General features: G+C 47.6%; 24 protein-coding genes. 13 read left to right on the top strand and 11 right to left on the bottom strand.

All coding sequences use genetic code 11. The features are described 5' to 3' along the window. Positions 1 to 42: 42 nt before the first annotated feature. From ACXAH1_RS04810 to ACXAH1_RS04780, 7 genes are all read right to left on the bottom strand, one after another. A complete protein-coding gene (locus ACXAH1_RS04810; RefSeq protein ID WP_475194346.1) occupies positions 43 to 291 on the bottom strand; it encodes a DUF3862 domain-containing protein in 249 nt (82 codons plus the stop codon). Between the two features lie 11 nt (positions 292 to 302). Beyond that, entirely contained in the window at positions 303 to 1,127 is an 825-nt protein-coding gene (locus tag ACXAH1_RS04805) for a CsiV family protein (protein ID WP_475194345.1), read from the bottom strand. Between the two features lie 17 nt (positions 1,128 to 1,144). After that, positions 1,145 to 4,618, bottom strand: a complete 3,474-nt coding sequence (mfd, locus tag ACXAH1_RS04800) for a transcription-repair coupling factor (RefSeq protein WP_475194342.1) — start codon at positions 4,616 to 4,618, stop codon at positions 1,145 to 1,147. Positions 4,619 to 4,748: 130 nt separating this feature from the next. Continuing rightward, positions 4,749 to 5,639, bottom strand: coding sequence for a carbon-nitrogen hydrolase (locus ACXAH1_RS04795; protein ID WP_475194341.1), 891 nt, complete (start codon positions 5,637 to 5,639; stop codon positions 4,749 to 4,751). 6 nt (positions 5,640 to 5,645) lie between these two features. Then, a complete protein-coding gene (locus ACXAH1_RS04790; protein ID WP_475194339.1) occupies positions 5,646 to 6,689 on the bottom strand; it encodes an agmatine deiminase family protein in 1,044 nt (347 codons plus the stop codon). Between the two features lie 54 nt (positions 6,690 to 6,743). Further along, a complete protein-coding gene (locus tag ACXAH1_RS04785; protein WP_475194336.1) occupies positions 6,744 to 7,337 on the bottom strand; it encodes a PilZ domain-containing protein in 594 nt (197 codons plus the stop codon). A gap of 84 nt (positions 7,338 to 7,421) precedes the next feature. Then, the gene (locus ACXAH1_RS04780; protein ID WP_475194334.1) at positions 7,422 to 9,296 is read right to left on the bottom strand and encodes a methyl-accepting chemotaxis protein; all 1,875 of its coding nucleotides are present in this window, start codon (positions 9,294 to 9,296) and stop codon (positions 7,422 to 7,424) included. A gap of 174 nt (positions 9,297 to 9,470) precedes the next feature. On the opposite strand from ACXAH1_RS04780, the gene ACXAH1_RS04775 reads away from it, so the two are divergent. Beyond that, complete coding sequence (locus tag ACXAH1_RS04775; protein WP_475194331.1) at positions 9,471 to 10,430, top strand: DUF4382 domain-containing protein; 960 nt, start codon at positions 9,471 to 9,473, stop codon at positions 10,428 to 10,430. 53 nt (positions 10,431 to 10,483) lie between these two features. Here the strand turns inward: ACXAH1_RS04775 and ACXAH1_RS04770 are convergent, their stop codons facing one another. Further along, positions 10,484 to 11,311 (bottom strand): HDOD domain-containing protein, encoded by an 828-nt coding sequence (locus tag ACXAH1_RS04770; protein ID WP_475194328.1) that lies wholly within the window; start codon positions 11,309 to 11,311, stop codon positions 10,484 to 10,486. A 136-nt stretch (positions 11,312 to 11,447) separates the two neighbouring features. Next, a complete protein-coding gene (gene ald, locus ACXAH1_RS04765; RefSeq protein ID WP_046004416.1) occupies positions 11,448 to 12,569 on the bottom strand; it encodes an alanine dehydrogenase in 1,122 nt (373 codons plus the stop codon). A 139-nt stretch (positions 12,570 to 12,708) separates the two neighbouring features. On the opposite strand from ald, the gene lrp reads away from it, so the two are divergent. From lrp to rmf, 7 genes are all read left to right on the top strand, one after another. Next, positions 12,709 to 13,188 carry a leucine-responsive transcriptional regulator Lrp gene (lrp, locus tag ACXAH1_RS04760; RefSeq protein WP_046004417.1) on the top strand — a complete coding sequence of 160 codons (480 nt, stop codon included), beginning with the start codon at positions 12,709 to 12,711 and terminating at the stop codon, positions 13,186 to 13,188. A gap of 68 nt (positions 13,189 to 13,256) precedes the next feature. After that, a complete protein-coding gene (locus ACXAH1_RS04755) occupies positions 13,257 to 15,896 on the top strand; it encodes a DNA translocase FtsK (protein ID WP_475194325.1) in 2,640 nt (879 codons plus the stop codon). After that, positions 15,896 to 16,549 carry an outer membrane lipoprotein periplasmic chaperone LolA gene (gene lolA / locus ACXAH1_RS04750; protein WP_475194324.1) on the top strand — a complete coding sequence of 218 codons (654 nt, stop codon included), beginning with the start codon at positions 15,896 to 15,898 and terminating at the stop codon, positions 16,547 to 16,549. The genes ACXAH1_RS04755 and lolA overlap by 1 nt, the downstream gene beginning before the upstream one ends. After that, positions 16,542 to 17,894, top strand: a complete 1,353-nt coding sequence (locus ACXAH1_RS04745) for a replication-associated recombination protein A (protein ID WP_475194321.1) — start codon at positions 16,542 to 16,544, stop codon at positions 17,892 to 17,894. The genes lolA and ACXAH1_RS04745 overlap by 8 nt, the downstream gene beginning before the upstream one ends. Then, a complete protein-coding gene (crcB, locus tag ACXAH1_RS04740; protein ID WP_475194320.1) occupies positions 17,894 to 18,280 on the top strand; it encodes a fluoride efflux transporter CrcB in 387 nt (128 codons plus the stop codon). Before ACXAH1_RS04745 ends, crcB begins: the two co-directional genes overlap by 1 nt. A gap of 11 nt (positions 18,281 to 18,291) precedes the next feature. After that, positions 18,292 to 19,581 carry a serine--tRNA ligase gene (gene serS, locus ACXAH1_RS04735; RefSeq protein WP_475194317.1) on the top strand — a complete coding sequence of 430 codons (1,290 nt, stop codon included), beginning with the start codon at positions 18,292 to 18,294 and terminating at the stop codon, positions 19,579 to 19,581. A gap of 516 nt (positions 19,582 to 20,097) precedes the next feature. Beyond that, positions 20,098 to 20,268: a ribosome modulation factor gene (gene rmf / locus ACXAH1_RS04730; RefSeq protein ID WP_010384607.1), complete on the top strand. Its 171-nt coding sequence runs from the start codon at positions 20,098 to 20,100 to the stop codon at positions 20,266 to 20,268. 78 nt (positions 20,269 to 20,346) lie between these two features. Here rmf and fabA read toward each other — a convergent pair whose 3' ends face one another. After that, positions 20,347 to 20,862 carry a bifunctional 3-hydroxydecanoyl-ACP dehydratase/trans-2-decenoyl-ACP isomerase gene (gene fabA, locus ACXAH1_RS04725; RefSeq protein WP_010384707.1) on the bottom strand — a complete coding sequence of 172 codons (516 nt, stop codon included), beginning with the start codon at positions 20,860 to 20,862 and terminating at the stop codon, positions 20,347 to 20,349. A 360-nt stretch (positions 20,863 to 21,222) separates the two neighbouring features. On the opposite strand from fabA, the gene ACXAH1_RS04720 reads away from it, so the two are divergent. From ACXAH1_RS04720 to ACXAH1_RS04700, 5 genes are all read left to right on the top strand, one after another. Beyond that, a complete protein-coding gene (locus ACXAH1_RS04720; RefSeq protein ID WP_475194313.1) occupies positions 21,223 to 22,077 on the top strand; it encodes a 6-carboxytetrahydropterin synthase in 855 nt (284 codons plus the stop codon). 31 nt (positions 22,078 to 22,108) lie between these two features. After that, positions 22,109 to 22,918, top strand: coding sequence for a M23 family metallopeptidase (locus tag ACXAH1_RS04715; RefSeq protein WP_475194449.1), 810 nt, complete (start codon positions 22,109 to 22,111; stop codon positions 22,916 to 22,918). Continuing rightward, positions 22,915 to 23,346, top strand: coding sequence for an acyl-CoA thioesterase (locus ACXAH1_RS04710; protein ID WP_049864149.1), 432 nt, complete (start codon positions 22,915 to 22,917; stop codon positions 23,344 to 23,346). The genes ACXAH1_RS04715 and ACXAH1_RS04710 overlap by 4 nt, the downstream gene beginning before the upstream one ends. Before the next feature lie 244 nt (positions 23,347 to 23,590). Then, complete coding sequence (locus tag ACXAH1_RS04705; RefSeq protein ID WP_475194310.1) at positions 23,591 to 24,103, top strand: GNAT family N-acetyltransferase; 513 nt, start codon at positions 23,591 to 23,593, stop codon at positions 24,101 to 24,103. Between the two features lie 8 nt (positions 24,104 to 24,111). Continuing rightward, the gene (locus ACXAH1_RS04700) at positions 24,112 to 25,023 is read left to right on the top strand and encodes a hypothetical protein (RefSeq protein WP_475194307.1); all 912 of its coding nucleotides are present in this window, start codon (positions 24,112 to 24,114) and stop codon (positions 25,021 to 25,023) included. A 66-nt stretch (positions 25,024 to 25,089) separates the two neighbouring features. On the opposite strand, the gene ACXAH1_RS04695 is transcribed toward ACXAH1_RS04700, so the two are convergent. Then, positions 25,090 to 26,427 carry a Na+/H+ antiporter family protein gene (locus tag ACXAH1_RS04695; RefSeq protein ID WP_475194304.1) on the bottom strand — a complete coding sequence of 446 codons (1,338 nt, stop codon included), beginning with the start codon at positions 26,425 to 26,427 and terminating at the stop codon, positions 25,090 to 25,092. Position 26,428: the final 1 nt, after the last annotated feature.

Raw genomic sequence — 26,428 nt, 5'->3', positions numbered from 1 at the left:
GCAGCCGGGTATCTCAAATGTGCATTAGCAAACGAGCAGCGCTTACTCCAGCCCTTTTTTGCTGTACAGCGTAACCTTATCCGACACCAGCGTTACTTTAATATGTTTGCTGTCGTTGCCCCAGGTGCAGTTGGTGTGCAGGGTTTTTTCTTCACACTGATCTGCTGAGCCTAAGAGTTGTTCTAGTTCAGTTTTGTCCATACCCACTTCGATTTTGTCGTAGTTTTCCATACTTACTTTGGAGCAGGCGGCCAGGCCGAGGAACAGAGTCAGAGTTAAAATTTTTTTCATAGTAGTTTCCGTCAGTGTCTGTATTTTCTGATTTGGAAGATAATCCCCATTTTGGGATGATCTAAATAATGGATGTCACCGCTGTATACCCGAGTAAACTGAGACATTCTGGCGCTTTCTAAGTCGCCTTCATCACTTTTATAATGATAGTCAAAGTTACTGGTGACGTATAAGTAATGCCGTATATGGATTTTCATCCAGCCCTGTAGTTGCCATAGCGCAGGGTCTTGCTCTCTTAGTGCACGCTCTTTGGGCTCACCCAGCAGGCTGATAAAGCCATTATCGGGCGTATCTAAGCGAGCCACATAGCTGGCGGGCTGCTCGAACTTTTGTCCGCCATAAACGAGTATGTTCGGCGCGCGCTTTTTACTTTGGTCGGGAAAGCGCCAGCCGGTGTGCAGAATGGGTTCAAGTCCTTTCTTTTTTAGCTGATTGAGCACGCTGTCGAATTTAAGTTGCTCTTCGCTTAGCAAGTAGATGCTTTGTTTATGTTCCTGTGGCTCGGCATAGGGCGTCAACGGCAGCTGCTGATATTTTTCCATATAATCTATGCCATCGGCGCAGTGCCAAGAGGCTTCCTGCTGCACAAAGCGACTGGTTACCGTGCGAGGGTCAAAACGGCTGTCACCATTCAGACAAGCCTGCTGGCCTGCGCCGTTATAGCCCTTTGTCAGCAAGTCCAGAGTCCGGTTTAAATCCAGCTCAGGGTTTTCAATCGTAAAGTCCTCATTGAGCTGATCGTTTTTTTGCTGGGCAAAGGCGATCAGCTCAACTTCATACCAGCGTTTTGCACTGGCCGGCACAGAGGCCAGCAGCGCTGTGCTTAGTATCGCCATTGAAAGGGCTGTCCTTATCATGCCACCGCCTTTTTCTGAAAGTCGTCTATCATTGCATTTACCAGTTTTAAGCGTTCCTGACCATTTTTCTCTTCGATATTAAAGCGTAACTTACTGGCACCTTCCATGCGGTACACAGCCGGATTGCTTTGTATCAGAGCAATGATGAATGTCGGGTTAACCGTGGTACTGGCACTGAATTCAAAGTAGCCGCCTTTTTGGTTGGCTTCTACTTTGGTGATCCCCAGTTTAGCCGCTTTTGATTTCAAAAGTTGGATACTAAAGAGGTTTTTCGCTGCATCCGGCAACAGGCCAAAGCGGTCGATCAGCTCAACCTTTAGCTCGTCCAGTGCCTCTTCATTATTGGCGCTGGCAATGCGCTTGTACATGCTCAGGCGCATATTGACGTCATGGATATAGTCATCAGGCAGCAGGGCGGGGATCTTCAGGTCTACATCGCTTTGTTGTTGTAACAGGTTTTCAAGTGTCGGCTCTTTGCCCTCTTTGAGTGCCTGAACGGCCTGTTCCAGCATTTCCATATACAGAGTAAAGCCCACCGTCTGGATCTGACCACTTTGCTCATCACCCAGTAGTTCACCCGCGCCCCGGATCTCTAAGTCATGGGTGGCCAGAGCAAAGCCGGCGCCAAGATCTTCGAGCGACTCAATGGCCTGCAGGCGTTTCACCGCATCTTTGGTGAGCGTCTGGCTGTTACGGGTTAGCAGGTAAGCATAGGCCTGATGGTGGCTACGACCAACCCGGCCACGTAACTGGTGCATCTGCGCCAGGCCCAGCTTGTCTGCGCGGTCCATGATGATGGTGTTGGCTGACGGGATATCAATCCCGGTTTCGATGATGGTGGTACACACCAGCACATTGTGTTTCTGGTGATAAAAGTCACTCATCAGTTGCTCAAGCTCTTTTTCACGCATCTGGCCGTGAGCAATGGCAATGCTGGCTTCGGGCACCAATGCGGCAATGTCAGCCGCGGTTTTATCTATGGTCTCTACATTGTTGTGCAGGAAGTACACCTGACCACCGCGTTTAATTTCCCGCAGAATCGCTTCGCGAATAACCTCATCATTGCGCTCCTGCACAAAGGTTTTAACCGCCAGGCGTTTTGCTGGTGGCGTGGCAATGATAGACAAGTCGCGCATGCCACTCATGGCCATATTCAGGGTTCTGGGAATAGGCGTTGCGGTGAGCGTGAGTATATCTACATCCGCACGCAGCTGTTTGATTTTCTCTTTTTGCCTTACTCCAAAGCGGTGCTCTTCGTCGACAATCAGCAGGCCTAAGTCTTTATACTTGATGCTCTGTTGCAGCAGCTTGTGCGTACCTATCACAATATCGAGTTGGCCATTTTCGAGCTTATCAAGAGTGTCTTTTTGTTCTTTGGTGCTGTTAAAGCGAGACAATACGCCCACCTCAACAGGTAAAGACGCAAAACGGTCGCGGAAGTTTTCATAGTGTTGCTGCGCCAGCAAGGTGGTGGGTACCAGCACGGCCACTTGTTTGTTGTCGTTAATGGCCACAAATGCGGCGCGCATTGCCACTTCGGTTTTACCAAAGCCAACGTCACCACATACCAGCCGGTCCATTGCCAGCGGGGTTTGCATATCACCCAGTACGGCATCAATGGCGTTGCGTTGGTCGTCGGTTTCTTCAAACGGGAAGGTGTCGCTGAATTCGCGATAAGCCTGACCGTCGAGTTTGAATAAGTGTCCAGGCTTACTCTGACGCTTTGCGTAAATGTCCAAAAGCTCAGCGGCAACGTCACGGACCTTTTCGGCCGCACGGCGCTTGGCTTTCTCCCATACATCCGAGCCGAGCTTATGCAACGGGGCTGAAGCTTCTTCACCGCCGGAGTAACGACTCAGCATGTGCAGCGCCGATACGGGCACATATAATTTGGCGTCGTTGGCATAGATGATGGTTACAAATTCAGTGGCCACTCCCGCTGCGTCAATGGTTTGCAGGCCAAGGTAACGCCCAACACCATGGTCCAGGTGCACAATTGGCTGGCCTTCTTTAAGTTCGGCCAGGTTGCGAATAAGTGCATCCTGACCCTGATCGTATTTATGCTTGCGACGGCGGCGCTGCGACACCTTAATACCCAGCAGCTCTTGTTCCGTCAGTATGCTCAGAGGTTTGGTACCATCAAGCAGCACCGAACGCTCCAGCGGACTGACGATCAGGCCCACATCGTTACGTGCACCAACAAAGTCGCTAAAGCTGTCGAACTCTTTGAGTTTCAGGCCACTTGGCTTGAGCAAGGTCATCAGGGATTCACGACGACCATCCGACTCAACACTGAACAGCACACGGCCTTTGTTCTTCTTCTGAGAGGTAATGTAATCAAGCAGAGGCTTGTATGGGTCGCTCTGTTTATGGTCGACACGTACATCGGTCACTAAACTGGCACCGAGGTTAGTATGGCCCGCCTTAGTGCCTAAGCTTGCTTCACACAGGCGAATTCTGGGGTAACGTGCAAAGCCTTCAAACAGGGTTTCGACATTTTGATACAAGCGCGCCGGCTCCAGCAGAGGGCGTAGTGGGTCAACCCGACGGCTTTCATAGCGTTTGTTAACATCCAGCCAGAACTCCGAGGCGGCTTGCTCAATATCACCCTGATGCATAAACACTGCTTGCTCGGGCAGATAGTCAAAAATCGTCGCAACTTGCTCATAAAACAACGGCAAATAATATTCGATACCCGCCGGCCAGTTGCCCCGGGTAACCTGCATGTAAATGGAGTCCTGTTCGCTGCTCGCACCAAAGGTTTCACGATAAGCAATCCGAAAACGTTCTATGTCTTCGTCATTGGTGGGGAATTCATGGGCCGGTAACAGGTCTATTGACTTGATCTGCTCACTGGAGCGCTGGGTTTCAATATCAAACAGCCGAATGCTGTCGAGCTCATCATCAAAAAAGTCGAGTCTGAATGGCGTGGTACTGCCCATGGGGAACAAATCTATGATAGAACCGCGCACAGCAAATTCACCATGTTCCATCACCTGTTGTACATTGCGATAACCGGCCTGCGTCAATGTTTCTTTCAGCTTTTGTGCATCCAGCGAGTCACCGACTTTAAATTGCAGGGCGTTGCCGTAAATAAACTCTGGCGGTGCGGTGCGCAACATTAAGGTCGACACGGGCAGCAGTAATACGCCCTGATGTTGATGGCGTAAAGAGTTCAGGCTGGCAAGACGCTGTGAGATTATGTCCTGGTGCGGCGAAAAGTGATCGTAAGGTAAGGTTTCCCAGTCCGGAAACACATGGACTTTGTCTTCGCCCAGCAAGTAACCCAGCTCAGTTTCAAGTCGCAGCGCGCTTGGTGTGTCAGGGGTTACGACCACAACTAATGCATCATGTTGTCTGACGCCTTCACTGATGGCAATGGACATACTGCTACCGACCAGCTGGCCCCAATGGATTTTATCCTTTTGTGATTTGACCCAGGGAAGTTGGTTCCACTGCGCTGTTGCCATTCATATACTCCTGTTACTGCATGTTGTTTTTATTGCACGTAGTTCTAATTTGCACGTAGTTTTAATCGATTCGCTTTCGCGATGATAAAACAACGGCCTGATAATGTGCTCAGGCCGTAAGAGGGATGCTTTAATCCCGGTAGATTTTGCAAAGATCCTGATAATGGTCGATGCGACGATCTCTTAGGTAAGGCCAGATGCGTCGTACCGATTCACTGCGGCTCTGGTCCAGCTCAACGACCAATAGTTGCTCTTCAGTCTCACTGGCGTGTGCCAGCAGTTCACCCTGAGGTCCGGCGACAAAGGAGTTACCCCAGAACTCGATCCCTTCGCTTTGGGCGCTGGGGTCGGTTTCGTGACCAACACGGTTGACACTCAACACTGGCAGACCATTAGATACGGCGTGGGCGCGCTGTGCGATCATCCAGGCGTCGCGCTGACGAATTTGCTCGTCCTTATCATCGCGCGGATCCCAGCCAATGGCGGTGGGGTAGATTAACATGTCAGCACCGGCCATCGCCATTAAGCGTGCGCCTTCGGGGAACCATTGATCCCAGCATACCAGCACACCCAGTTTACCGACTGAGGTTTGAATTGGGGTAAAGCCCATGTCGCCTGGTGTAAAGTAGAACTTTTCATAAAAACCCGGATCGTCAGGAATGTGCATTTTACGATATTTACCGGCAATGCTGCCGTCGGCTTCGAATACTACCGCCGTGTTGTGATACAAGCCGGTTGCGCGCTTTTCAAAAAGCGAGGCAACGATCACTAGGTTCAGCTCTTTGGCAAGCTGGCAAAATAGGTCTGTACTTGGGCCTGGAATGGTTTCTGCCAGGTCAAACAAATCGGTATCTTCGGTTTGGCAAAAATACAGGCTGCGATGCAGCTCCTGTAATACCACGAGTTTTGCACCCTGAGCTGCGGCATCACGGATCCCGGCAATGGACTTATCCAGGTTGTTTTGTAAATCAGCACTATTGCTGTGCTGAACCAGTGCGACTTTTAACGTGTTGTTACTCATTAAAATTTAGTCCTGTTTTAAAAATCCGGCGGGTAGCTGCATTGTAATACAGTGCAGGCTGCCAAACTGATGAATAATAGGCAGGCAGTCAATGCCAATCACGGTACGTTCCGGGTGAGCGCTTTGCAATTGAGTCAGCGCTTGGGCATCTTTGTCATCGCCATATAGCGGCATCAAAACGGTGTCATTGATGATCAGATAATTTGCATAGGTGGCAGGTAAACGGTCGCCTTCATCGTTAAAGACCGCTTTGGGCCAGGGTAGAGCAACCAGGTTGTATGGCTGACCCTGGGGTGTGCGGAACGACTTAAGTTGTGTTTCCATGGCGCTCAGGGCCGCATAATGCTCATCCTGCGGGTCATCACAGCTGACATACACCAAAGTATCATTGGGGGCAAAGCGCACCAGCGTATCAATATGGCTGTCGGTATCGTCACCTGCTAAAAAACCATGGTCGACCCACAGGAACTGTTTTGCGCCCAGTGTGTTACTTAACTCCTGTTCAAGCTCGGTTTTGCTCAGGTGCGGATTACGGTTTGGATTGAGCAAACACTCAGAGGTGGTTAACAGGGTACCTGCTTCGTCAATTTCAATACCGCCGCCTTCAAGTACCAGCTCGATGCGCTCATAGTGGTTTGCAGGGTTGGCGACTTGAGCCTGAAGCTGCGCGTTAATCTGATTATCCAGCTCGGCGGCAAACTTATTACCCCAGCCATTAAAGGTGAAGTCTTTCACAGACAGCTGACCCGATGTGTCACGCGTGGTGAGTGGACCATGATCGCGGGCCCAGGTGTCATTGCAGGGCGCATCCACGAACACAATTTGCGTTATGTCGACGTCTGCGGCGATAAGTTTACGGTTAATGTGTGCTTTTAGCTCAGTACTGTGTGCCACAATAACCACTTTCTCAACTTGAGAGATCTGCTGACACAAAGCGATATAAACGGGTTCAACCTGGGGTAAAATATCCGCCCAGTCGGTATCGGGATGTGGCCAGGTGAGCATCACCGCATCTTGCGGAGCCCACTCGGGTAAAAGTGTAAAACTCATGGTGTTATCAATCAAAATTAGTAGACGACTAGTTTAGCACTGACAGCTTGGCTGTCAGCTATTTTGTTCGTTTTCGTCAGGCGACTGACGTTTTTTTAGCTGCCGGGTTTGAGCATGTAAACTGGCACGGACCAGTAGCTCTTGATCATTATCGCGGATCTGGGTAAAAGCCAGGGTATAGCGAAAGCCCGAGTCCACAGCTTCTTTGTCTATGACCTGCGCATAACAAAAGATGGCGCTGGCTTCGTGTTGCAGAAATACCTTGGTCCTGAAGTTCTGGCCAATGTCATAGTCCTGCTCAAGCGTTGCCGTAATGCCGCCACCACCGTAACTGTCGCACCTCAGCAATTCGTCTTCGGGTTGTTCCGTGGCCAGGATATGGCTCATGATTAAGTCGATTTTTCGTGACTGGGCCTGCAGATAGGCGGCCAGGTCGCTTGCCACATCGCCAAGGTTGCGCAATGGTCTTAGCGCATTTAAATCCAGCTCATTGATTTCATTTGCCAGCCTGAACAGAGGCGGAATGGCAGCTTCAAGCTGTGCCTGGCTCTTTGGTACCATGTTGGCATCTACCGGGTACAGATTGATTTGGTTTGATTCGGCAATCTGGAAATATTGCTCGAAAGTCTCTTTTAGGTCGCTATGCATATGCCAAAATGATATTGATACTGTCTTTATATCCATATACTAGCGAGTTTTAACCGCACTCGCTAGTATTATGCTGTTTCAGAATTAGACTCTGAATTGTTCTAACATGTTTTCCTGCTTGGCAATTTTCTCTACCTGAGACTGCATGGTGTGATCAACGGCTTTGGCTTCATCAAAGACAGTGTCTGACAAGTTGCGAATTTGCGAGGCGTTATTATTCACCTCTTCTACCACATGCTTTTGTTCACTGATCATATCCGCAATGCTGACGTTTAAATCAACAATGCTTGCTATAGACTGGCGGATCGACTCAAGGGCTTCACGGGTGTCATTGGCTTTATTGACCGACTTTTCCACAATACTCTGGCTCTGATTCATCACCCCAACGGCGCTTTGTGCGCCGCTTTGTAATTGGTCAATCATGGCTTTGATTTCTGTAGTGGCTTCCTGAGTGCGTTGTGCCAGGGTCCTGACCTCATCGGCAACAACGGCAAACCCGCGACCCGACTCACCAGCTCGGGCTGCTTCTATCGCAGCATTGAGCGCCAGTAGGTTGGTTTGTTCGGCAATGCCATTGATCACAGACAAGATCTGTTCAATGCCCGACGAAGAGACTTCCAGCTCGGCTACCACATCGACCGCACGTTTTATCTGTACAGACAGCTCGGTGATGGCATCAGTGGACTCAGCGACTATGGTTTCGCCGTTACTGGCAAGGTTGTCGGTGTTCTGTATGGCATCTGCAGCCTGTTGAGCGGTATCCGCTACTTGCTGCTCTGTATTTGACATATTACCTGTCGCGGTGGCCAGCGTATTCAGCGCATTAAGCTGCTCTTCGATAGCCATAGTTGCCTGGTTTGCACCTGTTGAAGTCTGGCGGGCATCTTCTAGTACTTCGTGGCCAAGTTGTTGTATATCCGCAATCAGATTTTGCAGACGAGAGGTAAAGCGATTGAAATTCTCTGCCAGTGAGGCGAATTCTGGCTCATTAGAAGCCTGTAAACGCACGGTCAGGTCTGCGTGACCTTGCGCAATATTCGCCATGGCGACATTGATGTCTTCAAGCGGTTTTAGTAGCAAGTTTATGACCAAAGAAAGTACGACTACAGCGGCTATCACGGCGATAAATGAGAATAAAATGGCGTCTTGTGCCATGGTATCAACTGCACTAAATACTTTGTCTTTCTCAAGTGCCACACCAACGTACCAGTCCAGCCCTTCCACATCTTTAAAGGTGACCAGATAGGTGCGGTTGTTCATTTCAACTTCCTGCACTATTTGTGATACCTGAGTACGGCCCAAAAACTCGCTAGCTTGTTGGCCATTAAGCTCTGTATTGGGGTGAGAGATAATAGTGCCATCTTTACTGACCATAAAGGCAAAGCCTGAGTCGAATAATTCGAAAGAATTGATCATGTTACCGAGCTTGGCCAGACTGACGTCAAAAAAGATAGCGCCATGGAAACGTCCCCCTTTTTCGACAGGCGTACCCACGGATACCACAATTTCTTTGGTGACCGAATCGGCGTATGGGGCTGTGACTATCAGCTGGTTTGCTTGTTTTGCGCCGGCAAACCAGGGTCGCACCCGCGGATCCCAGGTAGGGCCTGGATCCCAACCCGGATCACTGGCTACATAGTTGCCGGTTGCGTCTTCGCCATAGCCTATCAGTAAAAAGGTCTCTTTCAGCTTTGGCTGTGAAATCAGTGGCAGAGCATCTTGTAGCGTGTCGCTTTGCTCTACCAGGCCGGTGGTCAGAACTGCCAAATCAATGGCACCCTGCATTTGCGAGGTCACCGTATTGCTGATCCCCTGAATGATTTCTCCCACACTATCATTGACTTGTTGTTGTAAATTATCTTTCAGCAAAAAATACTGTTTAAGTGATAGTAGTAACAAGGCCAGAAAGAGCACTGAGGCTGAAACGGCAATTACCTTAAATTTGAACTTCACAGGCATATCTCCTAACTGCTTCCCTCTATAAAGGTAAATCATTGACGGAAACTTTCAATTATTTAGGTATTTAAATCCAATGATGGGCTTTGACTTCAAAACAGGACCGGACTATTAAAGTTACGTTCATCACAAGTTGATTACATTAAGTTGTGAATATGGCAATAAAGGGGTTTGGATATGTTACGCAAAGTATGTGGTCTGGCTTTGGCTTCAACATTTTTGGTTGCCTGCGGTGGTAGCGATAGCAATAGCGGCTCTGGCACTCAAACGGATGTGCAGTCGGAACAAAAAGCCAGGTTTACTTTGGGGGTGTCGGATGCGGCCGTTAACAATGTGGCTGCAGTAAACTTAGTATTTAAAGAGGTTGTTCTGCAAAGCTCTGGCGGTACGACGACACGTTTTGAAACGCTGGATGAATCAGGTAATCCACAAAAAGTGAACTTACTGGCTTATCAGGGTAGCAGCACATTCGAGCTGATCGCTGATAAGGAAATTGACGCCGGTGACTATGAATGGATGCGTGTCACTGTCGTCAATGGTGTTGAGGGCGAAGTTAGCGAGATGCACTCTCATGTTGTGTATGAAGATGAAAGTCGGGCCGCACTGGTTGTAAAGCGCAAAGGCAATGATGGTGAGGGTGAAATCCAAGTCAATTCTGTGCTGGTTAACCAGGGGGAAAATGACTATGTCCTGGAGTTTGACTTGGGTAAAGCGCTGGTCAAAACAGGTAACAGTAGCACGGTCTACCTGAAGCCAACCGCCGTCAGGCTTGAAAATCAGGCGCTGGTATTTGATATTTCAGGCGCCGTAACGGCTGATCTGCAAACAGCCTGTATCGCCGATAATTCTACTCTGGCACCGACAATAGGTGGGTTTAAGCAGGTTATCTATCTGTATACCCAGACTGAAGGCGAGCTTGGAGATGTGCAGGAAGAGGGTAACGGACCTATGGCAACGGCAGTACTCAATCAGGAGGGTCAGTTCGAGATAGGCTTTGTACCCGCAGGGGACTATCAGATAGCGTATTCGTGTCTGGGACATCTTGATGACCCTGAGTCAGTAGATACGACATTTGCATTGTACTCGACGCAATCAGTTTCTGTGAGTCAGGATACGGAAGTGACGTTCTCAGAATAACCGTCCATTATTTTGTCAATAGTTGCGCTCCTGCCTTTTTGGCTGGAGCGTGACTATTCACCCCAGAGTTCATCCAGCTCTTCATCGGATATTTCCAGATAATCCATCACATCATCTTTGATCACTTGCCACTCAGGGTTTTGTTCGCTTACGGGGTTGGTAGACAAATACGTTTTGTGACGCGCAATCTTTAAAATAGACAGCAAGTCGTTGCCAAGACTATCCAGCTCTCCCGAAGTGAGAATGCCATCGACATCGTGTTGATAATAAATCACATTAATGACTATCTTTGGCAGTCGCCATTGCTGCGCCAGTAACGCACCTATGGTGCCATGGCTGGTATGATATTGTTCGAATTCAAACTGACTTGCTTCGGTCCAGCCATCGGTTTGCGCTTTGTCTAATACACTCTGATAGTCATCAAAGTGCTGACATAAAATTGGAATGCCAACACCGTGAAACAAACCGAGCATGTAGGCATGATTGGCCAGTGCGGAGCGGTTTAGTCGGTTGCAGATTAATGAAGCATGTTGTCCTATCTCTGACTGGGTTTCCCAAAAGTCACTGAGCGCTGGTGGCAAGTCAACGGATGACTTTAAAGCGACGGCTTTCACCAGGGGAATAAGCCGTTTCAGACCCAGCATCATAACGGCTTGTTCGATGGAGTCGATCTCGCGAGAGCGCCGAAAGGCGGCAGAGTTCACTACTTGCAAAATGGCCGCACTGATCGCCACATCGCCTTGTAAAATTTCAGAAATTTTGGTGATGTTGGGCTCGGGAAGTTTCGCTTCTTCTGAAAACTGCAACAGTGCCTGAGGGCGCGGAGGAATATTGACCGTTTTTAAAATGAGTTTTTCTTGCTGTGTAAGGGAAATGGCCATGCAACACTACCTGTACGACTGACTATTATAAAAAGATAGTCAATAATCTGTGGTGCAGGCAACTCTCTGTTTCAGGGCGCTGTAAAAAGCAAAAAGCCCCGCTAGAGCGAGGCTTTTTAAACGTTATACGTCTCTATTACACGTTAGCAAGCGCTGCACGTGCGTCAACATATTCCATGTTGAAACCCTCAGCCACTTCTTTACACGTGATCTGACCTTTCATTACATTCAGACCATTCAGGAAGTGCTGATCAGCAAGCAAGGCTTCTTTGTAACCCAGGTTTGCAAGCTTGATGATGTAAGGCAGAGTCGCATTGTTCAGTGCGAATGTAGAAGTACGTGGCACAGCACCTGGCATGTTAGCAACACAGTAGTGAACTACGTCGTCAACAATGTAAGTTGGCTCTGCGTGTGTAGTTGCTTTAGAAGTGGCAATACAACCACCCTGGTCGATAGCAACGTCAACAATGGCAGCACCTGGCTTCATCGCTTTGATGTGATCCGCAGTAACCAGCTTAGGTGCAGCGGCACCCGGGATAAGTACACCACCGATAACCAGGTCTGCTTCCAGTACGTGCTTCTCAAGTGCATCAGCAGTTGAGTAGATCACTTTTGCCTGGCTGCCGAACTGAGCGTTCAGGCTGCGAAGTACATCGATGTTACGATCAAGGATAGTAACGTCAGCACCCAGACCGACCGCCATTTGTGCAGCGTTACGGCCAACCATACCGCCACCGATAACAACCACTTTAGCAGGTTCTACGCCTGGTACGCCGCCTAGCAGCATGCCACGACCTTCGCGAGACTTTTCAAGCGCCTGAGCACCAGCCTGAATAGACATACGGCCAGCCACTTCTGACATAGGCGCAAGCAGAGGTAGACCGCCACGTGCGTCAGTCACTGTTTCATATGCAATACAGATTGCGCCGCTCTTAACCAGGTCTTCTGTCTGAGGCAGGTCAGGTGCAAGGTGCAGGTAAGTGAACAGGATTTGATCTTCACGAAGCATCGCACGCTCAACAGCCTGAGGCTCTTTTACTTTCACGATCATGTCTGCTTCTTCAAATACCTGCGCTGCCGTATCACGGATCTCAGCGCCTACCTGAATGTAGTCTTCGTCAGTGAAACCGATACCGATACCAGCATTTGTTTCTACTATTACCTGGTGGCCGTGATTAATCAGTTCACGAACACTTGCTGGAACCATACCAACACGGTACTCGTGGTTTTTTATTTCTTTAGGTACACCAATAATCATAACAATTCGCCTCAATTAAGAACGGGGTAAAAATTTTCGACCATTATAGATATGGTTTGCTAGTATGTCCTACCTTTTTTGATATACTTGATAGTCATTAACACTGCATTAAGTAAATATTCAGGATAAAAAACTGATCATGCATACTCAGTTAGATAGAACCGATAGAAAGATTTTAGTTGAACTGCAAAAAGACGGACGAATTTCTAATGTAGAATTGGCCAGAAGGATTGGGCTAAGCGCAACACCTTGCCTGGAGCGGGTCAAAAAGCTTGAACGTGAAGGTTATATAAAAGGCTACAAGGCGGTTGTGGACCCGGTCAAACTGGGTCAGGGTTTGTTGGTCTTTGTAGAAGTGACAGTCAATAAAAATTCGCCTGACGTATTCGACCGGTTCAATCAAGCGGTAAAGCAACATGACGAGATTATTGAATGTCATCTGGTATCCGGTAACTTTGATTATCTGTTAAAAACCCGGGTAACAGATATGTCTGAATACCGAGGTGTTCTGGGTGAAATACTATTGAAACTGCCTAGTATTAGCGAAAGCCGTACTTATGTTGTTATGGAAGAAGTCAAAGGGGAGCAAGGTGAAGTGATAAAACCTTGTGCACCCTAAGGAAATTCTTGCTAAGGTGTGCAAAAAGTCATGTTAGAATTAACTAAACAGTATTTAGGTATTACACAATGCGCTTAAATGGTATTCAGCGCCTGCTGGAGACTGGCCTGATCATCAGTACGGCGGCGGCAATTTTTACGCTGTGCGCACTCTTCAGCTTTGATCCGGCCGATCCCGCCTGGACGCAAACGGGCGAATTTATTAAGGTCAATAACATCACTGGCGCTGCCGGTGCCTGGGTTGCCGATATTCTGCTGCTCAGTTTTGGTTGGTTGGCCTTTCTGGTGCCGGCTTTTATTCAGTTATTCGGCTACCTGTTATTTAAAAAACCACACAAATTATTGCAGCTCGATTACACCACGTTGGGATTAAGGCTCATTGGCGGTACCTTGTTTATCACCTCTGCCAGCGCTATCTGCAGTATCAACTTTGACGATATTTATAACTTTTCTTCCGGTGGGGTAGTGGGGGACGTGGTCGCCAGTGCCATGATGCCTGCGTTCAACTTTACCGGTACCACCATCTTATTACTGTGTTTTTTCTTTGCCGGTTTAACCTTACTCACGGGTGTCTCCTGGGTTGAGTGCGTTGACTACATTGGCGAAAAGGTAGTGGCATTTTGTAAGTGGTGTTTTGCAAAGATTAAACATCGTGCAGAACACACGCCTGTTACAACACCTACACCAGACAATGTAAATTTAGATAGTGAGGCACCGAGGCCAGAATCTGCCCTGATAAACACCATGGATAGAGAGGCCGGGCCTGATAATGGACTCAATGTTGATGTATATGCAGAAAATGAGTTGGATACGTCGACTGAAGCAGAGCAGCCAGAATCAGAAGAAACTAAACCGAAGAAGCTTAAAGACAGATTATTCGGCCCCAAAGCCGAGCCAGTCACAGAAGAGCCAGTTCCGGACAGGGTGCCGGAAACAGATAAACGCTCTGGAGACGACATCGCTGTAGCACCAAGTGTGTTTGATGAACTCGATGATATTCTTGAGCAGGAAATTAATTTTTCAGCAGTAGACGACGAAGCATTTGATACAGTCGCTGCACTTAATGCGCTAGACGACACACCTGCGCCTGTAGAGACCAAGGTCGTTTCGCCAGCCAGACCATTGAAGCCCAAGGAAAAGCCGACTTCTGGTTATCAGCCGCCGCCAAGTGCTAAAGAGCAGTTTGAGGCTTTATTAGAAGCTGAGCCGCCGAAAGATCCGTTGCCCTCGCTTGATCTGCTGGACAGACCCGATAAGGCGAAGAACCCGATATCCGAAGAGGAATTGGAAGCCGTATCTCGTCTGGTAGAGGCAAAATTACTGGATTTCAATATTCAGGCCAAGGTCATGGGGGTTTATCCTGGCCCTGTTGTTACTCGTTTTGAGCTGGACCTGGCACCCGGGATAAAAGTAGCGAAAATTACGGGTCTGGCAAAAGATTTGGCACGTTCGTTGTCTGCGGTTAGCGTTCGAGTCGTCGAAGTGATCCCGGGTAAGACTTATGTGGGCTTGGAGCTACCTAATAAAAACCGTGAAATAGTACGTCTTTCTGAGGTTATAAACGCGCCTAAATTCGAGCAAAATCCCTCGCCACTGACTATGGTACTGGGTAAAGACATTGCAGGTCAGCCTGTGGTGGCCGATTTGGCCAAAATGCCGCACCTGCTGGTGGCAGGTACAACCGGTTCAGGTAAGTCAGTGGGCGTTAATGTCATGATATTAAGCTTGCTATACAAGTCGCCACCAGAAGATGTGCGCATGATCATGATTGACCCGAAAATGCTCGAATTGTCGGTGTATGAAGGCATTCCCCACCTGTTATGTGAGGTGGTCACCGACATGAAAGAAGCTGCCAATGCGTTGCGCTGGTGTGTGGGTGAAATGGAGCGTCGTTATAAGCTGATGTCGGCACTGGGAGTGCGTAATCTCAAAGGCTATAACCAAAAAATATTGGATGCCAAAGAAGCCGGACACCCCATTATGGATCCGCTGTTTAAAGATACCGATGGCATGGCGGATGAGCCCCAGGAACTCGATAAGCTGCCGAGTATTGTGGTGGTGATTGACGAATTTGCTGACATGATGATGATTGTGGGCAAAAAGGTGGAAGAGTTAATAGCCCGGATCGCTCAAAAGGCTCGTGCAGCGGGTATTCATCTGGTACTGGCAACCCAGCGACCTTCTGTCGATGTGATCACTGGTTTGATCAAAGCCAATATCCCAACGCGGATGGCATTCCAGGTATCGAGTAAAATAGACTCACGTACAATTTTGGATCAGCAAGGCGCTGAAAACCTGCTGGGTATGGGTGATATGCTGTATCTGCCACCTGGTACCAGTGTACCAATCCGCGTACATGGCGCGTTTGTAGACGACCATGAAGTGCATGCGGTTGTGAGCGACTGGAAAGCACGTGGTAAACCTAACTATATCGACGACATCTTGTGTGGTGAGGCCACAGAAGATATTTTACTGCCAGGCGAGACAAGCGAAGGTGAAGATGAAGAATCGGATCCGCTATACGACGAAGCGGTGGGATTTGTGATTGAAACAGGCAAGGTATCAGTCTCGAGTGTTCAACGTAAGTTACGTGTAGGCTACAACCGCGCAGCTCGTCTGGTCGAACAAATGGAAATGTCCGGCGTCGTTAGTGCGCCAGGACACAATGGTGCCAGAGAAGTTCTGGTACCTAAAGGTGGAGCGAATTAATGAAGTTAAAACCACTTATTCTGGCCCTGAGTGTTATTGGGGTCATCCCTGTTGCAAGTGCAGCACAAACGAGCGACGCCCAGACCGTCAGCGTCGCGGCGCAGTCGTTAAAACAAAAGCTAAAGGCACTTGAGAGCTTCCGGGCAAAGTTTGAGCAAAGCGTTATCGATCAGGATGGTCACCTGATCCAGTCAGGTAAAGGTGAAATCGCCTTGCAATATCCAGCAAAAATACGTTGGCAGCAGGATGAACCTGATGAAACGCTGCTGGTCTCTGATGGGTTAAGAACAGTCTACTTCGACAGCTTTGCAGAGCAGGCTACCATACTCAATACGCTTGGTCTGATTGATACCACGCCTTTTGTGTTGCTAACAACACAAGACCCCAAACAGTGGCAAAAATACAGTGTGTCGGAGATTTCAGGCGGGTATCGCATCGAGCCCGTTCAAACGGGTGCCCAGGTGGAGCGTCTGGATGTTTTGTTTGCAGACAACAGTCTTAAGATAGGCCAACTTAACGTGACAGATTCATCTGGCCAGATCTCTAGCTTTAAGTTCAGTGATGCGCAAATTAATGTACCAATAGATGCCGGGCAGTTTAAGTTTGTGATCCCAGAAGGGGTGGTCGTCGACGACCAGACTCAAAGTGACTAATCTGGGATTTGATTTTGCGCCAGACGTTCGGCCTTTGGCGGCGCGAATGCGCCCAACGGACCTGAATGGTTATATTGGTCAAAGCCACATTCTGGCGCCTGACAGCCCGCTGCGCAGAGCGATTTCTCAGGGGCGGTGTCATAGCCTGATCTTATGGGGACCACCCGGTGTGGGCAAAACCACGCTCGCTGAAATCATTGCCCACCACGCCAAGGCACAACTATGTAAGCTATCTGCGGTGACTGCCGGCGTGAAAGAAATTCGTGAGCAAGTCCTTGAAGCAAAAAACCGCCTGGCTCAGGGCGGGATGCGCACGATACTCTTTGTCGACGAGGTGCATCGCTTCAACAAGTCGCAACAAGATGCATTCTTGCCGCACATTGAGGACGGTACCTTTATCTTTATCGGTGCGACCACAGAGAATCCGTCATTTGCATTGAATAATGCGATTTTATCCCGGGCCAGAGTTTATACCCTTAAACCATTGAGCCTGGATGAGCTTGGCTTGGTATTACGCCAGGCACTGTCCCTAGATAATGAGCTCAGCCGCCAGCAAATCACCCTGGATGATACTGTGATAGACGCATTGTCACACGCCGCAGACGGTGACGCCAGAAAAGCATTAAACCTGCTCGAACAGGCCACTGATCTGGGTGCCAATGGTGAAGGGCAAATAGTGATTGATGAAGCTGTGCTAAGGCAGGTTTTGCCCTCGCACCTTGCAAAATACGACAAGGGTGGCGACATCTATTATGACTTGATCTCTGCGTTTCATAAATCCGTGCGCGGTAGTGATCCGGATGCTGCGCTTTACTGGTATTGTCGGATTCTGGCTGGAGGAGGAGATCCTTTGTACGTTGCCAGGAGATTGCTGGCTATAGCCACTGAAGATATTGGCAATGCCGATCCTCGTGCCATGCAGGTGGCGCTCAACGCCTGGGATATTTATCACAGAGTGGGGCCCAGCGAAGGCGAGCGAGCCATTGCGCAGGCAACGATTTATCTGGCCAGTGCTGCAAAAAGCAATGCGGTTTATATGGCATTTAATCAGGCGCAACAAGATGCAGCGAGTGACCCGGATTATCCTGTGCCCGAGCATTTACGTAATGCACCCACCAAGCTTATGAAGGAGCTTGGCTATGGAGAAGAGTATCGCTATGCGCACAACGAACCCGGTGCATTTGCTGCGGGTGAATGCTATTTCCCCAGGGAGATTCAGCAACGTCGATACTATGACCCCAGTGACAGAGGGCTTGAGAAACAAATTTCGGAAAAGCTCCGTTACTTGCGTGCCCAAAACCAGCAAAGTCCACAGCAGCGCTATAAAGATGAAGATGACTTCTGATGGATCCACTTAAAACCTACTTAATGATTGCCTCGGGCGGTGCCTTTGGCGCTTGCTTGCGCTTTTTTATTAGCGATCTCACCCTAAAACTCTTGGGTAAGGGATTCCCTTTTGGCACGTTGACCGTTAATATTCTGGGTTCACTGTTGATGGGCATTCTCTACGGATTAATTGATAAGCAGATCATTGAAGTATCGCCGGCTAAAAGTCTGGTCGGAATTGGCTTCTTGGGTGCTTTAACGACATTCTCTACCTTTTCAATGGATTCTTTGCTGTTACTCCAGCAAGGCCAGGTTGTGAAAATGGTACTGAATATAGTGTTGAATGTCGTGATGTGTATTTTCATGGCCTGGATAGGCCTGTGCTTAGTCATGCAAAAAGGTTAAAAGAACAAACTATGTTAGATGCAAAGTATTTACGCCAGGACATTGAGGAAGCAGCAGAGCGTTTGAAAAAACGTGGCTTTGAACTTGATGTGGCAGCTATTAATGCGCTGGAAGAAAAACGAAAAACACTGCAGACCAAAACTCAGGAGCTGCAAAGTGAGCGTAACAGCCGTTCCAAGGCGATAGGCCAGGCCAAAGCAAAAGGGGAAGATGTTCAGCCGCTACTTGATGCAGTTGCAGATCTGGGCGATCAGCTCAGCGCGGCAAAAACTGAGCAGGATGAAGTGCTGGCTCAGTTGCAAGATATTGCAGCAACTTTACCTAATCTGCCGGCCGAAGATGTGCCTGTGGGTGCTGATGAAAGCGAAAATGTTGAAATCAGTAAATGGGGCGAGCCTAAAACATTCGACTTTGAAGTAAAAGACCACGTTGACCTGGGTGAAGCGCTGGGCAAGGGCTTGGATTTCGAAACCGGTGTTAAGTTAAGTGGCTCACGCTTTACCGTGATGCGTGGCGGTATTGCTCGTCTGAACCGCGCGTTATCACAATTTATGCTGGATACGCACACAGATAAAAATGGTTACACGGAAATGTGTGTGCCTTACCTGGTTAACAAAGCAAGCCTTTTTGGTACCGGTCAGCTGCCTAAGTTTGCAGAAGACTTGTTCCACACTGAGGCACTGAGTGAAGACCAAGACGGCTACAGCCTTATTCCTACTGCTGAAGTACCTTTGACTAACTGTGCTCGAGATGAAATCTTCGATGAAAAAGACTTACCTGTTCGCATGACTGCTTACACGCCTTGTTTCAGAAGTGAAGCAGGCAGCTATGGCCGTGATACCCGTGGTCTTATTCGTCAGCATCAGTTTGACAAGGTAGAATTGGTTCAGCTGGTGAAGCCAGAAGACTCAATGGCTGCGCTGGAAGAGCTTACTGGTCACGCAGAGGGCATTTTGCAGGCGCTGGAGCTACCTTATCGTAAAGTGGTCCTGTGTACAGGTGATATGGGCTTTGGTGCCGCTAAAACCTATGATCTGGAGGTTTGGCTGCCTGCACAAAACACTTATCGGGAAATCTCTTCTTGTTCAAATATGCAGGATTTCCAGGCTCGTCGTATGCAGGCACGTTTTCGTCGTGCAGGTGAGAAGAAGCCAGAATTACTACATACGCTAAACGGATCCGGATTGGCAATTGGCCGCACTTTGGTCGCAATATTAGAAAACTATCAACAAGCAGATGGTTCTATTGTGGTGCCAGACGTGTTAAGACCATACATGGGTGGTCTTGAGAAAATTCAGTAAAGTGCTTAACGCATTGATCTAAGGCCGCATTCCTGCGGCCTTTTTTATTACAAATTAATGAATGTTTTTTTACGCTTAAATTTTAATAAATAAGCCTCAAAAAAGAGTAAAAAAGATAAAATAGCTAAAGAAAAAGGATTTGTTGTATTTATATCTCTTTTCTTTCATTTTCATTATCCTCACTCATCGCCAGCCTGTTGCATGTCAAAACGATATATGATTTATTGTTTTTGAAGGTTTGGCCAATCCTGAATTAGTCGACGTGTGTCTGGCAAAAAAGTGCATTCACAGTCGGCCGTTGTTTAACCATATGCAATAGTAAAAATGTTAGTAGTTAAGTGGAATTCGAGCTATCGGCTGCCAGTCAGCCTGCGGCGAAGCACTGAATCAAATTGTACAGAGGACATTGTCGTGTTTCGTGCGGATTGATATTTACGAATTTATTAACTATTTATTAAATGTGGATGTCGTAACGACGAAAGCAACTTGAAAAATATGAAGGTGAGGAATTTACCTATGAAGAGACAGAAAAGAGACCGTTTAGAAAGAGCACATGCCCAGGGATTCAAAGCAGGTTTAGCGGGCCGGTCCAAAGATTTATGTCCATATCAGCAAGTAGAGCACAGATCAGAATGGTTGGGGGGATGGCGAGAGGCCATAGATAACCGCAACATGTACAAAACCTAAATTCCTATAAATATCTAATGACTAAGCAATGTCGAAAGCCCCTTTAAAGGGGCTTTGTTTTTATAGGCACTTAGGTACTTAGAAGGCGCTAGTGTCTTGGAACAAGCCAACTTTCAAGTCTTTTGCTTCGTAAATAACCCGGCCGTCAACTTCTACTGTGCCGTCCGCCAGACCCATAAACAGCTTACGCTTAATAACACGTTTCATGTCTACACGGTAAGTTACTTTCTTAGCGGTTGGCAAGATCTGGCCTGTGAATTTAACTTCACCCACACCCAGTGCTCGACCAAGGCCCGGACCGCCTGACCAACCCAGGAAGAAACCGACGATTTGCCACATCGCATCCAGACCCAGACAGCCTGGCATGACCGGGTCGCCACGGAAGTGACAGTCAAAGAACCACAGATCAGGGTTAATATCCAGCTCTGCAACGATTTGGCCTTTACCGAATTCACCGCCATCCTCATTAATCTCGATGATCCGATCCATCATGAGCATATTATCGATTGGCAGGCGACAGTTGTTCTCGCCAAACATTTTGCCTTCAGCACAGAGGATCAGTTCTTCTTTTGTATAGCTATTTTTTGGTTCCATAATCTTCAATCTTAGTCTTAAATTGCCGCTACTTTAGCTTACACTTGTACGCCAAACAACTCTGAACAGTTAAAATTTGCTTGCTCTTTAAGCACTTTAACCATTTGGCGCCGAATTCTTTATCAATTACCACTGCTGAGCTTCGTCACTCTAGTACCGCTATTATCCTATATGCGTATATTCACAGAATAATAGCGTTTTTAAAGCGCATCAAACTGGCAGGGTTGAGGTTAATGAATGAAAACCATTCAAATAGACATCTCATATTGATAATTTCTTTGTTTCTCGACCTTTCAGGGCGATTTTTGTGTTAAAAATCTTTATAATTGACTCAGTCGTTTTTAATGTTAACGGAAGTTTATGATCCTTTTTGTAGATGCTTTGACGGTAATTGATTTTTCTTACTTGTGTAGTAAACGCGGCGCCGTCGGCGAGAGCTGGATTGTTGATATGACATTGCATGGCCAGTTAAATGAAGAGTCTATGGTGCTGGACTTTGCCAAGGTAAAGAAACAGATCAAGGCCATTATCGATGACACAATTGATCATAAGCTGGCAATTCCAAGTCAACTGGATTGCAATTTGTCGTCGCAAGACGGCAGAGTGAGGTTTGACGGTGAATTTGGCGGTCATCACCTCGCTATGAGTGCACCTGACGAAGCTGTTTGTATCGTCGAGGGTGACGTTATCAACGAAGACACTGTGATTGCGTTTTTGAAGCAACAAATCTTGCCTAACATGCCTGATAACGTAAAGGACGTCGAAATTGAACTTCGTCCGGAGCCTAGTCGCAGTTTTTACTATCACTACAGTCATGGCCTGAAAAAACATGACGGAAATTGCCAGCGTATTATCCACGGGCATCGTTCCGATCTTGGTATTTATTTAGATGATATCAGTATGCCTCGTTTACAAAAGGAATGGGCTGAGCGCTGGCAGGACATCTACCTGGGCAGTGAAGAGGACCTGATCGACGCAGGTGCGCTGCAATATATCAACGCAAACGATAATGACTATGCCTTTGCTTATACGGCTTCTCAGGGGTATTTCGAATTGGCAATCTGCAAAGCACGGTGTGACTTGATCCCCTGTGATAGTACTGTTGAGTGTATCGCTGAGTACCTTGCAGGGGAGATTAAAGCTCAATATCCAGAGCGCAAAGTGAAAGTGAAGGCATTTGAAGGGGTAGGAAAAGGAGCAATTGCTTATGCCTGATTGGCTGAGTAAAGCAAAAAAAGTGGGCATCATGCTGGCTGGTTTGTTTGTTGGCATGGGCGCGAGTAATGCAGTTGAGCTTAAAGGCTCTCTGACCCAGGGTGGCATGGTAGTTGGCAAGTTGGCAGGTGTGCAATCAGCGCACCTCAACGATAAAGAGCTGGCTATCTCTCCTGACGGTAAGTTCGTATTTGGCTTTGGCCGGGATGCAGACGTGGAGCACACTCTCAGTTGGGTTGATAAAGATGGCAAAACACACACCAAGTCATTACTGATCACGTCCCGAGAGTACGATATTGACCGTATTACTGGCGTAGAGAAAAAGTATGTGTCGCCGCCAAAAGAAGTCCTCGCGCGGATCCGCAAAGAAGGCGCACAGGTTAGCGCTGCCAGAAGTAAACTCAGTACGCTACCGTACTTTGATGACCCTGTGTATAGACCAGCTAAGGGCAGAATATCGGGTGTTTACGGTAGCCAGCGCTATTTTAACGGTAAGCCAAGAAGGCCCCATTTTGGATTGGACATTGCCAATAAAACCGGCACGCCGGTATTGGCCCCTGTATCAGGCAAAGTTGTTTTTGCTAATCCAGATCTCTATTACAGCGGCGGTACCCTGATCCTGGACCACGGATATGGTATTACCTCTACCTATATTCATCTGAACAAGTTACATGTAGAAGAAGGGCAGCTGGTAGAACTTGGCGACCATATTGCCGATATAGGTGCAACCGGCAGGGTAACCGGACCACATTTGGACTGGCGTTTTAATTGGTTTAATGAGCGCTTAGATCCTGAACTTCTAATGATTGATAAACTCGCAACGAAAAGCAGTAAAGAATGACACAAACAGATAAAGACGCAGTAATAGCTCAACGAATTAAAGACTCGCAAACCTCTGTAACTAAGACGGTGTTTCCAGGTCGCACTAACCATCACAATACTTTGTTTGGTGGTGACGCATTAGCCTGGATGGATGAGGTGGCCTTTATTGCTGCAACACGTTTTTGCCGCAAGCCCTTGGTGACCATTTCATCCGACCGGGTAGATTTTAAAGAAGCTATTCCCGCTGGTACATTCGCTGAACTTGTGGCAAAAGTCGCCCATGTTGGTAATACCAGCTTGAAGGTAGAAGTTCACATATATCTTGAAACCATGCATAAAGACGATAAGCATCTTGCTATCTCTGGCAGCTTTACATTTGTAGCCGTTGATGATAACCACAGACCCACGCCAGTAGTTTGTGATCAAATGCTGAATGGCTTTAGCTAACGGACAGTTCGCAATCAGCATCATTTTATATAGGAGTCACAAACACTCCTTTTTATCGTCAAAGAACACATCATACAGTAATTTGAGTTCATATACTTAGCAATGACTGAATAATGTCCCCATTTTTCACCAAACTGCCTTTTATAATCGAGCTGGTTTGCAGTATCATCAATGTGATGGGAAGGCGCTTTTAGCGATGCCCAAAACTTAAAAAGCAGGATAGTGTATTACCTGGAAGGAATTCATGGATTACGACATCTCACCGCATTTAAATCTCACTCCGCTAAACATAAAACAGGCGAGTGTACTACTGGAAGCTGTAGAGTTGAGCAGGGAGAGCCTGGAAACTTACTTGCCCTGGGCAGCGTCTGTTACGGATCTGGATGGCGCCAAAAAGTATATCTCAGAACGTCTAGCTATGTCTGACAGTCGCTATTTTTCTATTATGTATCATCATCAATTTATTGGTGTTTTTGCTGTTAAATCGGTAGAGGCACCCAATACCTGTGAAATCGGGTACTGGCTTTGTGAAAAAGCACGCGGTAATGCAATAATGGATAAAGTTCTCCGCGTGATGTTACCCAGATTACAAGAAGAGCTAGCAATGCGGTATATCGAGTTTCATTGCCTGGATTTTAATGTCGCAAGCATCAAAATCGCACAACGGGCAGGGGCTAAACTGGTCCGGCGCTATGTGGTTCCAATGCAAGATAAACTACCAAAAACTATGTGTATATATACCGCGGACTTGTCATAAAGGGTTGTATGAAAGAGTTACTTAACAAAGGCAAAGTAATGTTGTCTGATATGCCGGAAAAAGTGTCAGCAGAGCTGGCATCAGGCTTTCAGTTTGTAAAAGAAAAAGTGAATGGACTGCCTATTTTCATGTCCGTGGAGAGGACTGCAAGTAACAGCGGCATAAGGTATGATGAGAAGCACTATTTTGTCGTACCCTTTGCCCTCAGTGAACATGGTTTTGCTCTGCATACTCTGAGGAACCTGCCCGAAGCGGTGCCTGAAGTTAATGACCTGCCAAAAAGGCGTGTTTTTCACTTTCCAACCACCCACGCTGAGGCCCAGCTGCGAGAATATATGGTTAACTGTGCTGCACAGCTTGCTATAGAGCGAACCAGCGCAGACCCGGGTTCACTGCATTCCCTGGCTGATCAGATAGACGCATTAGACCGCAAACTAACCTATGGTATGCTTTTGATTGGCGGTGTTGCGGCTTTAACTAACCCCTTGTTGGGGGCTGGGATCGCTGCTAAAGCTTTACTCCCGGGTGTTGCAGGCATAGTCTCAAAATTTACACTCAGGCCAGCTGCGCAGAAGTTGGCCGAGCATAAAGAAGTCGAAGCTATCAGACAAGCAGAAGAAAACATACTTAGAGAGTTCGGCGACGCAAGCACGGTTAAGGTTATCAACCCGATTTTACAACAGCTAGATCTTGCGTTACGTACTACAGAGAATCAGCACGACCCGTTGCTTGATTTTAATTTTAGTACCGCTGAAATAAAGGAGCTTCACGGCGATAAGTGGCAAGTACTAACGGAAATTGCTATGTATCATGTCTACAAAGATGTATATCACGACCCATTATTGTACAAACAAGCACAGCTCGGTCCTGAGGATATTCGTTGGTTTGATGTGCTGTTTAGCGATTTAAAAGACAGCTAAAGGCGTATTGGGCTTTCGCTGATGCCTTAAAAAGAAAAAGTCGACCCAAGGGTCGACTTTTCTTTTTTATAGCACCATTGCCGCAATCCAGCCAAAGATGAGCAAAGGGATGTTAAAGTGAATAAAAGTTGGGACTACTGAATCCCAGATATGGTCGTGTTGACCATCGGCGTTTAAACCGGATGTTGGACCTAAGGTCGAATCAGACGCCGGTGAACCTGCGTCTCCCAACGCTCCTGCAGTTCCAACAAGTGCAACCGTTGCCATAGCAGAAAAGCCCACTTCCATTGATAGAGGTACAAACAGAGTTGCGATGATAGGCACCGTCGAGAAGGAGCTACCAATGCCCATAGTAATGAGCAAACCCACCAGTAAAATCATGGCAGCGGCCAGAGGTTTATTCTCGCCAACAAAATCAGCACACGCACTTACCAGGCTTGCAACATGACCTGTTTCTTTCATTACAGACGCAAAACCTTGTGCAGAGATCATAATAAAGCCAATCATCGCCATCATAGCCACGCCTTTACTAAATACATCCGAACTCTGATCCCACCTAACAATACCGAACAGGCTGAACATCATAACGCCAACCAGACCGCCCAAAATCATCGAGCCACTGACGTTCTGTGCTAGTAAAGAACAGACAATCGCCAGTGTGCCGGCAATGATAACCTTGCGTTTTTCCTGAGCATCATGAGTCATGATACCGGACTGAGACATGTCTGGCTTAACTTCATCATGTGTATATTGACGTTTTTTACGGTAACTGATGAACACTGCAACGATCAGACCAATAAGCATCCCTAATGCAGGGATCACCATTGCATAAGGGACTTGTGTATTGACTATTTCAAGGCCGTTATCAACCAGGTTTTTATGCAGGATTGAGTAAAGGTAGATACCACCAAATCCGTAAGGCAATACCATATAGGATGTTGCCAGACCAAAAGTCAGAATACAGGCAATGGCCCGGCGGTCGATATTCAGCTGATTAAATATCACTAACAGTGGCGGTATAAGAATTGGGATGAAAGCTATATGCACCGGAATAAGGTTTTGTGATGCAACAGAGCAGCCCAGAATAATAACCATAATCAGCATACTTAACAGCTGACTGGAACTTTGCTGATTGCCGTGGACCAGTGACAGCAGCTTGTCGGCCAGGATCTGGGTTAACCCAGATTTAGAAATGGCAACAGCAAACGCACCTAACATCGCATAGCTCAGCGCAATTTCTGCGCCACCGGAGAGGCCGGAATTAAAGGCATTGAGTGTATCGGATAACCCAAGGCCGGCACTTAGCCCGGCAACCATAGCACTGATCGTCATTGCAACAATCACGTTTACTCTAAATAGTGTCAGGCCGAGCATCAGCAAAACACCAATAATGACAGCATTCATA

This window comes from Pseudoalteromonas sp. AWH4_217, assembly GCF_056161105.1.
The sequence above is the reverse complement of the archived record's forward strand: the minus strand, read 5'-3'. Positions and strand labels throughout refer to the sequence as shown.